At 42.6% G+C, this 14441-nt stretch carries 14 protein-coding genes; 7 read left to right on the top strand and 7 right to left on the bottom strand.

The window, feature by feature from the left end:
* Window positions 1–131: 131 nt before the first annotated feature.
* Entirely contained in the window at window positions 132–731 is a 600-nt protein-coding gene (locus MST16_RS00530; RefSeq protein WP_180008667.1) for a YqiA/YcfP family alpha/beta fold hydrolase, read from the bottom strand.
* A 243-nt stretch (window positions 732–974) separates the two neighbouring features.
* On the opposite strand from MST16_RS00530, the gene MST16_RS00525 reads away from it, so the two are divergent.
* Window positions 975–2306 carry an alpha/beta hydrolase gene (locus MST16_RS00525; RefSeq protein WP_180008635.1) on the top strand — a complete coding sequence of 444 codons (1332 nt, stop codon included), beginning with the start codon at window positions 975–977 and terminating at the stop codon, window positions 2304–2306.
* Window positions 2307–2369: 63 nt separating this feature from the next.
* Here MST16_RS00525 and MST16_RS00520 read toward each other — a convergent pair whose 3' ends face one another.
* The gene (locus MST16_RS00520) at window positions 2370–2897 is read right to left on the bottom strand and encodes a disulfide bond formation protein B (RefSeq protein ID WP_180008633.1); all 528 of its coding nucleotides are present in this window, start codon (window positions 2895–2897) and stop codon (window positions 2370–2372) included.
* 21 nt (window positions 2898–2918) lie between these two features.
* The gene (gene gshA, locus MST16_RS00515) at window positions 2919–4496 is read right to left on the bottom strand and encodes a glutamate--cysteine ligase (protein ID WP_180008631.1); all 1578 of its coding nucleotides are present in this window, start codon (window positions 4494–4496) and stop codon (window positions 2919–2921) included.
* Window positions 4497–4706: 210 nt separating this feature from the next.
* Here gshA and MST16_RS00510 point away from each other — a divergent pair, with 210 nt between their 5' ends.
* The 4 genes from MST16_RS00510 (at window position 4707) to MST16_RS00495 (ending at window position 7900) form a co-directional block, all read left to right on the top strand.
* Complete coding sequence (locus tag MST16_RS00510) at window positions 4707–5246, top strand: DUF924 family protein (protein WP_180008629.1); 540 nt, start codon at window positions 4707–4709, stop codon at window positions 5244–5246.
* Window positions 5247–5305: 59 nt separating this feature from the next.
* Window positions 5306–5863 (top strand): hypothetical protein, encoded by a 558-nt coding sequence (locus tag MST16_RS00505; protein ID WP_180008627.1) that lies wholly within the window; start codon window positions 5306–5308, stop codon window positions 5861–5863.
* Window positions 5864–5889: 26 nt separating this feature from the next.
* Window positions 5890–7200 (top strand): DUF445 domain-containing protein, encoded by a 1311-nt coding sequence (locus MST16_RS00500; protein WP_180008665.1) that lies wholly within the window; start codon window positions 5890–5892, stop codon window positions 7198–7200.
* Window positions 7201–7306: 106 nt separating this feature from the next.
* Window positions 7307–7900, top strand: coding sequence for a hypothetical protein (locus MST16_RS00495; RefSeq protein ID WP_180008625.1), 594 nt, complete (start codon window positions 7307–7309; stop codon window positions 7898–7900).
* Between the two features lie 59 nt (window positions 7901–7959).
* On the opposite strand, the gene MST16_RS00490 is transcribed toward MST16_RS00495, so the two are convergent.
* On the bottom strand, window positions 7960–8247 hold the full coding sequence (locus MST16_RS00490; RefSeq protein ID WP_372491143.1) for a DUF2798 domain-containing protein: 288 nt from the start codon (window positions 8245–8247) through the stop codon (window positions 7960–7962).
* A 177-nt stretch (window positions 8248–8424) separates the two neighbouring features.
* Here MST16_RS00490 and argS point away from each other — a divergent pair, with 177 nt between their 5' ends.
* Both argS and MST16_RS00480 read left to right on the top strand, forming a co-directional pair.
* A complete protein-coding gene (argS, locus tag MST16_RS00485) occupies window positions 8425–10215 on the top strand; it encodes an arginine--tRNA ligase (protein ID WP_078193315.1) in 1791 nt (596 codons plus the stop codon).
* A gap of 302 nt (window positions 10216–10517) precedes the next feature.
* Entirely contained in the window at window positions 10518–11117 is a 600-nt protein-coding gene (locus MST16_RS00480) for an SPOR domain-containing protein (RefSeq protein ID WP_180004357.1), read from the top strand.
* A gap of 146 nt (window positions 11118–11263) precedes the next feature.
* On the opposite strand, the gene asd is transcribed toward MST16_RS00480, so the two are convergent.
* From asd to pncB, 3 genes are all read right to left on the bottom strand, one after another.
* Window positions 11264–12115, bottom strand: coding sequence for an archaetidylserine decarboxylase (gene asd / locus MST16_RS00475; protein WP_078193251.1), 852 nt, complete (start codon window positions 12113–12115; stop codon window positions 11264–11266).
* Window positions 12112–12960, bottom strand: coding sequence for a sulfurtransferase (locus MST16_RS00470; RefSeq protein WP_180011651.1), 849 nt, complete (start codon window positions 12958–12960; stop codon window positions 12112–12114). The genes asd and MST16_RS00470 overlap by 4 nt, the downstream gene beginning before the upstream one ends.
* Window positions 12961–13113: 153 nt before the next feature.
* Window positions 13114–14322, bottom strand: coding sequence for a nicotinate phosphoribosyltransferase (gene pncB, locus MST16_RS00465; RefSeq protein WP_180011649.1), 1209 nt, complete (start codon window positions 14320–14322; stop codon window positions 13114–13116).
* Window positions 14323–14441 lie beyond the last annotated feature (119 nt).

Genomic DNA, 14441 nt, shown 5'->3' with positions numbered 1-14441 from the left:
CTTTTTTATTAAAATGCATATCTCTTGCGATCAGCCGCCATTTTCTTAAACAATTTAAACGTCAAATGATGTCGTAACTGCCCATTTTTTGTATGTTGGATCTAGCTTTTCAGCATTTATATTGGATCATTTTATTTAGGCATATTTTTGACAGCATCGGACAAAAACTGCAAGAGCATCGGTATTTTTTCTGCAAAATCATCCATGCCATGTGTTCCTCCAACCTCAGTGATCAGCATAGCCATACCGGCTTGAGCCGCACTATAAAAACCAGTGGCATCTCGATAATCCAAGGTTTCATCGCCTTGTTGGAGCAAGACCAACAGTTGATCTGCGTTCTCAACCTTAGATACAGCCAAAGCCTGCATTTGATTGAGCTGTGCATCATCCAAGCACCACGTTTCAGTCACCTGATAAGGCAATGCCGTCTCGCCAAATAAATCACGAAATAATTGCCATGGATAGACCGCAGGATTGATGAGCACCGCAGGAATGTGATGGCGCGCCATCAACTGCGTCGCATAAAAACCACCTAAACTGCTACCGACCAAAACCACATCATCCAAACCTTCAATCAGCTCTGACATCTGCTGCATCACCTGTAGCGGTGGCATATTCAAATCTGGCAAATGCACATGCAGACCATTTAAATCTGCGCAATAGCGCCGCAATATCTGTCCTTTCACTGAATTTGAGTTACTTTGAAAACCATGCAAATACACAATATTCATCATTTTGATTCCAAATTGATCTTTAAATTGCTTTAAAAGTGGCATATAAGTGCTAACTGCGTCACATTTTCTAAATTTGAATTTTTAGTAAAATTGTCAGACAAAAGGCATTCACCGACAGGTCTGTTATCGGTATTGTAAAAGCTGTTCGTGAGGATTTTATAAAATAAACAATGAAACTTCAGGCTATTCCAGTAATAAATACAATCGAGGGATAGCATTGAATGTAAGGATAGGAACATTATGCCTAGCTTAACACCATTGCATGAAACCTATTGTAAATGGGATCGCACACCACCCAGTCAAGCTGATGTTCTGGAAGGTTTGGCACAGCTCGTGACAATGCGTTTTAGTGATGTCGTGCATGACTTGATCAAAAACATTCAACGTGAAATTTTAATCAGTATTTTTGGAATGAGCGAACAAGGCTCGAAAGCCTTTCATAAGCAGCCGACCATTGCACGGATTTATGAATTTTCTTACAACACCTTTTTCAATTATGGCAATTATTTACTCGCACCAACGCTGCGTAGCATTATTGAAAAATTCCCACGCTTACACGACAAACCGCTCACGCCATCTTTACATTTTTTAGTGGGCGCGCTGAATGGGGTCTTGGGCGACTATTTACTGAAATATCACAACCCGATGGCCTTACCCATGGTGGTTTACGACCATTATGGTGCGGTACAAAAAGGCGAATTAACCGGTCGTATTACCCTGTTGATTCATGGGCTCTGCATGAATCATCTGTCATGGTCGACAGCCAAATATGGCGGCATTGGTGAAAAATTACTGTCACAACGTGACCACAACACCATGCTGTATTTAAATTACAACACGGGTCGTCGTATTTCGACCAATGGCCGCAGCCTAGCCAATACATTAGAAGATTTGGTCCGTCGCAACCCCGGTATTACCAGTATCGACTTAATTGGTCATAGTATGGGGGGCTTAGTGTCCCGTAGTGCCATTTTTTATGGCAAACAAAATATGTATCAATGGATTCATCAGGTTGAAAATCTAGTCTGCTTGGGCTCACCACATCATGGTGCGGTACTTGAACGTGTCGGATTTCATCTGCAAGATCAATTGGGGCGTTTCCCCTTGGTCAAAATCGTGGGGCACGTGGTGAATATTCGTAGTAACGGCATTTTAGATTTGCGCTATGGCAGCGTGCGTGATGATGATTGGGAACATAATGATGTCCGTATTGGACTCATGGATGACAACCGTAAACCAGCCCCGATTCCATCGCATATCAATACCTACCTCGTTGCAGGGACCATCGAATATGAACATCGTCGCAATAAAACGCGACATATGATTGGAGATTACTTGGTCAGTGTGAAAAGTGCGTTAGGAGAACACCCAAATGCACGGTATCAACTGAAAGTGCCAGATTCACATAAAGCAATTTTTTATGGCTTGAACCATTTTGAAATTCAGCATCATCCGCAAGTGGCTGAGCAAATCGTGCATTGGTTCTATCCAAACAATGACGATAAAGCTTGTGATCATATCTATGAATTTATGATGGACTTGGAAAGTGTGGAAGGCATTGCCCTAACGTAAAATTTCCACCATGTGTATGCGTAAAAAAGCCCTCAACTAAGGGCTTTTTTATATATCACTGAATTAAAACTTATCACGTAAACGTGGCACTGGTTTGCTTGTGTATTTACGTATTAACTGCCAAAGACTGAGCAAAGTTAAGACCGTAAAAAACACCAATGACCAAACCGGTAATGATTGTCCCAAGAACGTCCAATCCACTTTGGCACATTCACCAGAGCCGGTTAGTACTTGTTCAAAGACTGATTTTAAAGGCAGCGTTTCTACCCAATAATCCAGTCCTGGGCCACAGCTAGGTACTTTGTCTGGCGGTAAGTTTTGCAGCCAAATATGACGCGCAGCCACCCCAGCAGACCAAAGAATTGATAGTGTCCCCAACAATGCGTAAATGCGTTTACCCCAATTTGATGTTGGATTGTGAATCAATGCAATCAAGGAAATGATGCCGAGTCCAATCAAACCAATACGTTGGAATACGCACAACGGACATGGTTCTAAGCCTTGTACATGTTCTAAAAACAGCGCAAAAGACATACCGATCACGCTGGTTAAAAACAACAAACCACTCACGAAGCGGAAACTCCATTTCATGGTAAATCCTCTTAAAATTTTTTATCTGAAGTTTTTCAAATATTCTTCAAAACTCAAGGTACAGTCTTGCTCAAGTTCAGCCTGTTTTTCTAAAGACTGCTCAGCAGCTTGTGCAAAGTATGCTGCAGTTTCAGGGCTCAAGACATGCTGCTCATACACTTCAGCATGTTGTAAGGCCATAAAGCTACCAAAGCCCCAAGTTCCACCTTGTTCTAAAGTATCGCTAATCATACGTGCCGACAATGTTTCATCGACTTCATCGATGCGTGATTGCATCACAGCCATTGCCTGAGTGTAAATATCTGTATTGTAAGAATCATCTAGCAATTCAGCCAACGGTTGCATCGCAGCAACATGTGTACGACACCATGTTTCAATTGGAATCGCTTGCCCTTGCTGTAAAATCACTGCATTTGGCGCACGACCACGGTTCACTACTTCCGCCTGATTTTTCTCAATTTCATTTTGTTCGGCATCTAACAACGCTGGACTGTCTTGCAATAAACAGTACAAAGCCACCACTTCGAGCAAGCCTGCCGTGTCTTCATTGATCCCAATGGGGCTATAAGGATTGACGTCTACTGCGCGTAATTCTACATAACCCACACCACGATTTTGCAGGGCTTCAGACGGTGTTTCACCATCCTGCGGCACTTGTTTCGGACGAACCAAACTGTAGTATTCATTTTCAATTTGCAACACATGGTCATTAATTTGAATCGGTTCACCCTGTTCATCATTTAAACCTAAATGACTAAATGCGGCATACGGGGTATGCACCGCTTTTTGCAAACCTTCCAAATATGCCTGAATATCGTTGTAGTGAATCCCTAACTGTTTTTGTGCTGAATTTTGATAGCCAAAATTTCCCATACGCAGCGCCGTTGCATAGGGTAAAAATAGCGTGCCTTTTAAGAGCGGTAACAGCTGATGTTCACGTCCAGTCATAAAACATTTACACACCGACGGGCTCGCCCCAACCAAAAACATTACCAATGGCGTTAAACGAATAAAATTACGGATCAGGCCAAAATAACGATGACTGCGATAATCCTGTAAGCTCAATGCCTTGAGGGCATCGTCAGTTTCGTGTTGTTGCAGTGCTTCAAAGAAATGATCTGGGAAGGATAAATTATAATGCACCCCTGAAATGGTCTGCATCCGGCGACCATAGCGCACCCCTAAACCACGACGGTACAAGGTTTTAAAACGTCCTATATTCGAGCTGCCATATTGCGCTAAACGAATACTGTCTTCGTCTTTATCCAACATGCACGGCATCGACAACGGCCAAAGTTTTTCGCCATGTTCCAAATGCGTATGCGCAACAGCATGTATATCTTGCAGATAGTTCAACGCCTCTGTAATGGTTTCTTTTGGCGGCGTGATAAATTCCATTAAAGCTTCAGAATAGTCTGTCGTGATATGCGGATGAGTCAAAGCCGCACCCAAAGCTTGGGGATGGTCGGCCTGAGACAAGAAACCGTTGCTTTGCATACGCAAGCTTTCACGCTCAATACCGCGCAACATTCCTTTAATCAGCGAAGAATCTACCCAAGTCGGTAAAATGTCTTGAGAGGTCGATTCGGGTTGACTCATTGCTATCTCGCTTAAATGGAAGAAACTACTAAAATAAAATCATCAGTTTATATCAGTATAACGCGATTTGAAGTGGGCAAATGACCCACTGTATAGTTTTGAGACAAACCGTGATTTTATTTTGGCAATTTTTTATCACAAACTTACTCTATATGACATTTGAAATTTGTGATTTTATAAACAAATATATGCTAATAATGCTTAAAACTTATGAATTATCAAGATATTCTCGAATTTTGGTTTAACCCAGAAAATCAGCCCAATTGGTTCGCTAAAAGCAATAATTTTGATGTTTTAATCGAAAAAAAGTTTAAAGACATCCATCTTGCGGCGAGTAAAGTAGAACTGTGGCAATGGCGTACTACTGCCGAAGGTCGTTTGGCTGAAATTATTGTTTTAGATCAATTTTCTAGAAATTTATTCCGTGACTCTGGCTTGGCTTTTGCCCAAGATGCACTGGCTTTGGCGCTTGCACAAGAAGCCATCGCGCAGGGTTTAGATCTACAATTAAGCCCTGAACAGCGCTCATTTTTATATATGCCCTTTATGCATAGCGAATCGACAAAAATCCATCAAAGCGCGTTAAAATTATTTGAGCAACTGGGCAATCCGATCAACTTAGAATTTGAAAAAAAGCATAAAGTGATTATCGATCGATTTGGACGTTACCCGCATCGCAATGCGGTATTGGGCAGAACATCTACAGCAGAGGAATTGGAATTTTTAACCCAGCCCAATTCTAGCTTTTAATTGACGGCTTTTGGCCAGTATCTCCCCTTGCCATGAACCGACTAAACAGGAGTATGCGCATGAACAAACTCATTATCGCAGCAGCCATAACCGCAGCACTCGGTTTGACTGGCTGTGCCACAACCCCATCAAAACCTTTGACCTTTGAACAACTCGGTCAATATTCTGCGACACCATTAAATGCGCAAAGCTATCGTATTAGCTTCCAAGCTAGACCCAATATGAGCTATGGCACTGCCGAAGAAATCACCTTGGTTAAAGCCGCTCAAACCACCCTACACAATGGCTTTCAATATTTTAAAGTCATGGATGATCCGAGTAATCGGAGTCAAAAACCACCGCGTCAAGCGGTGATTTACCCAGACCCTATGCCTTATCCATATGGCTATTATCGTCGCCATCCCGGATTTTGGCCAGGCCCGTTTTATGACGTTCCACAGGTGGTCACACTCGATCCGACTCAAGTTTCCTACAGTATTACTTGCTATAAAGATCGTGCCAAAGCCCCTCAGGATGCCTTTGATGCTCGCTTGATTTTGCAGTCACTCGGAGCTAAATATGGTTTAGACAGCCAAGGAAACCCTTTGCCTGTAGCTGCTGAGCCTACCCCCAAATAAGTCAACCCATAGAGACCCGATCATTGATGAACCCAACTGAACAGCCCGCTGTTTCGCCCAATCTGCAACGCAGTAAACGCTTCGCCACCATTGCTTTGGTGGTGGCGGTGCTGGCGTGGATTGCATTGATGATCGCAGCTAAATTGCTGCCTGAATACGTCTGGCTTATTCATATTTTGATGCTTTCAGCAGAAGCTGGCGTGGTTGGTGGTTTGGCAGACTGGTACGCGATAACCGTCTTATTTCGCAATCCTTTTGGTCGGATTCCGATTCCCAAATTTTTACGTGATCACACTGAAATCATTCCACGCAATAAAGCACGCATTGCCGAGTCTATGGGCCGCTTTGTTCAGGAAAATTTTCTTTCACCCCAAGTGGTTGAAAAAAGTTTAGCGGAGACAGATCTCTCTCTTGCCGTCGGGAAATGGTTGGCCAATCCGCACAATAATGCGCAAGTGACCCAAGTCATTCAGCAAACGGTCCCGAAAATTTTCGAATTTGTCGGTCAGGAACAAATTGGACGCTTTATCCAAAATAACAGCGTGCAATGGGTGCGCAATACGCAAGTCAACCATCTAGCCAGTGAAATGCTGCGAGCAGTTTTAGAAAATGATTTCCATCAAGATGTCCTGCAACGTGGACTAGATTTAGCCCATGATTGGATGTTACAGCACCCTGAACAAACTCGTGATTTATCACGTCAGTTGTTTAAAGAACTCGGGGTTTGGAAGCTCGCCAAAGGTGCGAGTTGGATTGGTATTGATGTACAACAGCGCACCATTGATTCACTGGTCAGTCGTGTCGAGTCCATGCTTGCCGACCATGAACATCCGTGGCGCCGTAAAATCGAAGACATGGCACAGCAGCTTATGCAGCAACTGGCGGACAATCAGAGTGTTGCCAGCCAACGCCTAAATAGCACCAAAGATGCCATGCTCGATAGCCCACAAATGTTGAATTTTATCAGTGGTGCAGTGGTGATTTTATGCGATGCGATTCGTTCTGATTTAGAAAAACCCGACTCTGGCATTGCACAAAACCTACGTGTCGCCATTCAACAAGTAGGCGAAAATCTTGTCTCTAACGTTGCTGTACGCCAATTGCTGAATGAAAAAATGAGTGATATTGCCATCAATCTCTCCGACCAATACAGTGAAAAAGTCATTCGGTTTATCAGTGAACGTATACACGAATGGGACTCACGTGAAATGATCGATAAGATCGAAAACGAAGTCGGTGGCGACCTGCATATGATTCGAGTCAATGGTGTCGTGGTCGGTGGTTTTATTGGCCTTGCACTGGGGGTTATTCGTGCCTGTGTAGAATGGCTGCTTTAGCCGCCCGCTACAGTCCTTCTCACAGGAGATAGGTCGTAGGTTTGAGCTTTATGCGTAGAACCGTTAAACTTTGCCGATCTGAAAATTTAATAGAACAATAAAATCTATGCATTTACCTGCCATCTATACCCTACCTTTCATTATTATTATCAGTAGCTTAAGCGCTTGCCAGACCATTTCCAAAACCAGTAGCACAGTCAGCGACAAAGTGATGGGCATGCTCGGTAAAGAAAAAGCCCCTGAAATCGATAAAAAAGGCACAGTCGATATCAGCAAAAGTACCCAACAACAGTTAGAAACCCTACTGACCAATATGCCGAAAAATCAGTGGGTCTATATTGAAAATGATCAACAAGGCACATCTACCCTCAAAAATAAATCGGCAGACAATTTCACCTTGAGCCTCAAATTGAATTGCAAAATCAGCACTCAGCGCCCAACTTTCAGTATAAGCAACGCGGATGGCCAAGAGATCCTAAAAGCACATGATACAAATGTGGGGCAAATTCAAATTCTGCTCGACAATAAAAACTTTGGAAATCCGTTTGAGACAGCCCATCAGCAAAAGTTCCAAAGCTTTAAAACCGCTGTCGCTCAGGCCAAAGTCATTAAAGTGTTTAATTCCTCAAAACTCTATACCTTCCAAAACAACAAAGCCGAATTACTCTCTAAAGCAGTAAGTTGTCGCGATAGCCTATAAATATTTAAAACGAAATGCAGTAAGTCACCTTTTGACTCAGCTGTGACTTACATGCAGGCTTATTTTGCAGGTGGCTGTGGCCCTGACATATCGACCAACAGGCCTGTAAATTTTCGAACAAACGGCAATAAAATCAGCACAATGGGAAAAGCAATTGCCCAAGAAATCATCCAATTATGCAGCCATAGGGTAAGAAAACCCTCAAACCAACCTAAATTTCTGAGCATATTAATAAACGAAATAATGCCGCTCATGAGACAAGACAAAATAAACGGCACGATAATCAGCGCCCAGCGTGCAGCTAACTTCGGCACATTGCCAAAAATTTTAGGGGTGGGTTGTGACATGTCCATATACTCAAGCAGTGATCCTGAATCGCTAAACCACTTATATCGTTTTACTTCGATATAAGCAATGCTTCACTTTTATCGAATATTTTTTATTCGCAACAAATGGGTTCACCTAAAGAGCCTGAAATTTGCTATATTTACCGTTTTTCTGCGACATTTATTTTTCGACTGATTATGAATACGGCAATACAAGCAGCGCTCGATCATGCAGTGCAATCCCTTCAAGCTGAAGGTGTACTCCCAACTGACTGGAACAATACTAGCAATTTGACCCGAACCAAAGACCGAAGCCACGGTGACTTTGCGTCAAACATTGCCATGATTGCCTCTAAAGCTGCAGGTATGAAGCCGCGTGATTTAGCCGAAAAAATTCTGGCAAATCTTCCAGAAGTCGCAGATATCAGCAAAGCAGAAATTGCAGGTCCTGGCTTTATTAACTTCTTTTTAAATGCTGACCAACGTTTTGCTGTCTTAGACCAAATTCAAGCTCAGAAAGATCAGTTCGGTCGCACACAGGCCAATGCTGAAAAACGTGTTCAAGTGGAATTCGTTTCAGCCAACCCAACATCTAGCCTACACGTTGGCCATGGTCGTGGCGCAGCTTACGGTATGACCGTTGCCAATCTCCTTGAGGCAACAGGTGCCAAAGTTGACCGTGAATACTATGTCAACGATGCTGGCCGTCAAATGGATATCTTGGCAACATCGACTTACTTGCGTTATTTAGAATTGACGGGTCAACAACTGGTCTTCCCTAAAAATGCATACCAAGGCGACTACGTTAAAGAAATCGCACAAAGCATTATCGACAAAGATGGCGATGCTTATGTACGCCCTGTGGCGGACATCTACAAAGATGTTCCAGAAGATGTGCAATATGCCGCTGAACTCGATAGCGAAGGCAATAAAGTCGTAGTTTCAGGCGATAAAGAAAAACACATTGATGGCCTAATTCATAATTCACAAAACCATTTGGCTGCGGGTTACCGTGTGTTCCATCAAGCTGCGCTGAAAGCCATTCTCGATGACATTAAAGATGACCTCGGTGAATTTGGCGTGACTTTCAATCAATGGTTCAGCGAAGCAACCTTGACTGAAAAAATTGATGAAGCATTACAAATGCTCGATCAACGTGGTTTCTTATACGAAAAAGATGGCAACATCTGGTTCAAATCAACTGATTTTGGTGATGAAAAAGACCGTGTTGTGAAACGTCGTAATGGTCAAACTACATACTTCGCATCCGACATTGCTTATCACTTAAATAAACTACAACGCGGCTATACCGATATCATTGATATTTGGGGTTCAGACCACCACGGTTATATTGCACGTGTGAAAGCAGCGATTGATGCGCTTGGCTATGATTCTAAAAAATTGACCGTACTTTTGGTTCAATTTGTGAGCCTATGGCGTGGCGGCGAGATGGTTCAAATGTCATCTCGTTCAGGTCAATTCGTGACTTTACGTGACTTACGTAAAGAAGTGGGCAACGATGCTGCTCGTTTCTACTACGTCATGCGTAAATCAGAACAACACATTGACTTCGACTTAGACCTTGCTGTGTCTCAAAGTAAAGACAATGCGGTGTACTACATCCAATACGCACACGCACGTATCTGCCGTATGCTCGAAAAAGCTGCTGCGACAGACGTTCAATTCTCTGCTGAAGCTGCACGTCAATTTGCAGCTAAACTTGAGTTAGAAGCTGAAACTGAAGTTCTTGCTAAACTTGCGGCTTACCCTGAAATTGTGGTTCGTGCAGCAAACAGCTATGAACCACACCAAGTGGGTAACTACTTGAAAGAGTTGGCGGCGTTGTTCCATGGTTGGTACAACGAAAATAAAGTCTTGGGTGATGATGCAGAACTGACTCAAGCTCGCTTATTACTGTCTGTAAACGTACAGCAAGTTTTACGCAATGGTCTTGAATTATTGGGTGTGAGTGCGCCTGAAAGCATGTAAGCAACCCTTTATGTTGCGAGCACAATAGAAATTCATCGGCATCGCCCATGCACAAACACAGCGCATGGGTTTAAGCGTCATCAATTGCATTGTGCTAAAAAGAATCCTTTTCAATACAGGCTCGAAATGAGCCTGTATTTCGTTTATATTCAGCAATATGTCCGTGTCATCTTGGCTGTGCTGAAATTGTGAAAATTAAACAAATTCCTGATGACACTCATGTAATATATAACAATCAAGACTTGCTACTTTGGGCTGCCCCAAAGTGGTTCGTGACAATTAAAATTAAATGAGGTTTCCACGTGTTTGGAAAAACGCAGCGCGGTGTATCTGATCGGCCAAATAAGCCTAAAAAACCATTGATTCCAGCATGGCTAGGTACACTTGTCATCATTTTAATCGTGTTGAGTTTCTTAGTTGCGCTCATGCTTTGGAAACCTTGGGAGCCTGTGAAGCCAAAAGGTCAAATTACCTCTGAACACTACCAAGAAGAAACCAATAAAGACTATCGTTTCTACGACCTATTGCCTCAGCAACAAGTGACGCCAATTCCTGAACAAGCTGTGCCTGAAACCGAAAATAAAGAAACGGTGGTGATTGTTGATGCACCAGAACAAAAGCCAGTTGAAACCACAGAGCTTGGACTAGAAACCACAGAAACTGCGCCTGTTGCTGCAAGTTATATTCTGCAAGTGCGCAGTTATGATGATCCTGATCAAGCCGATGCACGACGTGCTGAAATTATTTTGAACGGTTTATCTGCCGATGTGATTCAAAGTAATGAAAACGGCAAAGTTTGGTATCGCGTTGTGTCTGGCCCCTATGATTCACAAGAAGCTGCTGTGATTGCACAGCAAACTTTACGTCATAGCAGTATCGACTCGATTGTCGTAAAACGCTAAATTTTGCAATTAAAAAAAAGCGCCTGATGGCGCTTTTTTTTATTCATTCCTTTAATAAAGGGAGGTTAGAAGGGATTCTTTTTTGAATACATCAGCTTAGCTCAAAAACCTCTCCCTAACCCTCTCCTAAAGGGACAGGGAATTCATTAAATGGTATGCCCTAAAGCTTCGCCCATCACCACAGTCGAGTTGGCTTTAAAGGTCGCATCCCATTGCATTTTGTTTTCTTCAAACAACACAACCGCTGTTGAACCTAAATAGAAACGGCCCAATTCTGCACCTTTTTCTAAGAATAAATCGTGTTGATTCAGTTCCAAACGCCCTGTCGGTTTAACTTTACCTGTAGCCACGGTTTCAATACCTGCCACGATCATTGCACCTACCAGTACGACCGCCATACGACCAACTTCTGTATCAAATAAGCAGACCATGCGTTCATTACGAGCGAATAAACCCGGAATATTTTCAGCAGTGGTTTGGTTTACAGAGAATAATTCACCCGGTACATACAAAGTTTCTGTCAATGTCCCTGCAAATGGCATATGTACACGGTGGTAGTCTTTTGGAGACAAATAGACCGTAGCAAACTGACCATTTTTAAACGGCTCAGCCAATTGTGGATCGGCAATCAGGTTTTCAACAGTGAACTTCTGCCCTTTGGCCTGAAATACATCACCATTTTCAATTTTACCCAGTTGTGAAATCGCACCATCTGCGGGTGAAACAACACTGTTGGCATTTGCATCAACTACACGTACGCCTTCTTTTAAAGAACGAGTGAAAAATTCATTGAATGATTTAAATTTCAGGGCATTACTTTGCTCAGCAATCGACATGTCGATGCCATACTGTGCTTTAAATGCAGTAATCACAGCATTTTTCACCACAGGGTTTTCACTCGCAGCCAATTTACCCACGATACGTGATAATTTGTGCTGCGGAACAACACGCTGAGCTTGAATAAAAATTTGTTTTTTTAACTGAGATGTAAGGCTCAAGACGGCAACTCTCCGGTGATCACAGGACTATCGAGTCGGTTGCCCCACTCGCTCCACGCACCATCATAAGCTCGAATATTCCAACCGAGTAAACGTCCCAGTATATAAGCTAGGCCCGACCGATGATGGGACTGACAATATACCACCACAGGTTCGTTTAAATTGAATCCCAATTGTTCTAAGCGTTGTTGTGTGCGTTCTAAAGGATGCAATTTTAAATGATTTTCCCGGTTAAGGGCAGTACTCCATTCGAAATGTCGTGCCCCCGGAATGTGACCGCCGCGTCGCGCAGCCAAACGTAGGCCTGTATATTCATCTTCGGTACGGCAGTCCCATACTTGGATTTGCTCCTGCTGCACACGAGCCAATAGCTCATCATAATCTGTTTGATACTGAGCACGCGCCTCTGCACTTACTTCAACCAATGGGCTCACGGGTTCAAATTGCTCAATTTCAGACGAGGTCGGTAAGCCTGCCCCAAGCCAAGCATGGATGCCACCATTGAGGAGACTGGTATTTTCAAAACCGAGGCAATGTAAGTTCCAAATCAGTCGACCAGCCCATGCCCCACCTTCATCGTCATACACTACTACATGATGTTCTGGACTGATATTCAGATAGCGAATGAGCTGTTCTAAGCCAGCTTGGTCAGGTAATAGCCCCATCGCTTGTTCTTCTTGGCGCACTAACAGTTTCGGCTGTACATGCAGTGCATGTGGAATATGCAATTGGTCATAAACCGAACGACGACTCAAATCGACGATCCGTAGTTTTTCATTACCAAGATGTGGAACCAATTCTTCCGCTTCAATCAGCAGACCAAAATTCAGTGTAGATGCTGTCATCGTTGTTCGTGTTGTATTTTGTGCGATTAAATTCGATCTTAGCATAAGTCATTTTCACTATTATTCTGAATTTTTGCATTCCTTTAGCAATATTTTAGATATAAAAAAGCCGAATCATTGATTCGGCTTTTTTATTTTTATCTAATGCTGTGTTTAAGCGCTAACTTCAGAGATGTCAAACACCTGACGTAGATACGCTAAGAAAGTATCATTATCCGTCATGGTTTTACCCGGACTATCTGAAATTTTTGCCACAGATTGACCATTACATTCAACCAACTTCAGCACGATATTCAGTGCAGTTTGTCCCATATCATTGGTCAAGTTGGTGCCAATACCAAAACTCACTTGGAAACGGTCTTTAAAGTAATTGTGTAAATCCCAAGCTTTTTCAATGTTCAAGCCATCACTGAAAGTCAGCATTTTGGTTTTACTGTCAATTTTAAGCTTTTTGTAATGTGCATAGGCTTTATCGCCCCATTCATACGGGTCGCCACTGTCATGACGTAAACCGTCGAATAGTTTGGCAAAGTACAAATCGAAGTCACGTAGGAACGCATCCATACCGACAACGTCCGTTAAGGCTATTCCTAAGTCACCGCGGTATTCCTGTACCCATGTTTCTAGCGCAGACTTCTGGAAGTTACGTAGACGAACATCAAGCGCTTGGAATGCTTGTAGGAACTCATGCGCCATTGTACCAATTGGAGTAATGTTCAAGTCTTTGGCAATCAGAACATTACTTGTACCGCGGAAAATATACGGTGAAGCCTGATTTAATTCTTCAATTACATGCTTTTGCCATGCATAACTATAACGACGACGCGTGCCAAAATCAGAGACCAAGAATGGTGGATCATTTGGATTTTGCCGTGCTTCATACTGCTTCAGCAAGGCAATCTTATGTTGCAAACGGCGCTCACCTTCGGCTAAAACTTCGGGTGTACGAATACGTTGGAAATATAATTCATTGACGATGGCTAAAACAAAGATTTCAAACATCATCGCTTGAACCATTGGGCCTTCTACCCAAATGTCGAGTCGACCTTCATCATCAATACCCGCTTTAATAAAACGGCGTTTAAGCTGAAATAATTCAAGATAATCAACAAAATCGCTTTTAATAAAACGTAAACTGCGTAAATACTGCAATTCATCTTCTTTAAACTTCAACTGACAAAGCATGTCGAGCTGCATGTTTAAATCATCCAAAATTTCAACCAGTGGATAGGCTGTATCATCCAAGTTACGGCAACGAAAGTGATACACACTATGGGTTTGCGGAAATTTGTGTAACACCACCTGAAGCATGGTGAATTTATACAGATCTGTGTCTAATAAGGATTGGATGATTGGAGACATAAAGACTTTCAGTTTTTATCAACTCTTTGCATTAAAGCATACTTTATTGATAAAAAGCCGATTGATTTAGTGGAATAACTTATAAATCACCGCGATTCATCGACTTTTTTCAATTTTTT

The sequence above is a fragment of the Acinetobacter sp. YH16040_T genome, from assembly GCF_024605785.1.
Taxonomy (GTDB): domain Bacteria; phylum Pseudomonadota; class Gammaproteobacteria; order Pseudomonadales; family Moraxellaceae; genus Acinetobacter; species Acinetobacter amyesii.
The sequence above is the reverse complement of the archived record's forward strand: the minus strand, read 5'-3'. Positions and strand labels throughout refer to the sequence as shown.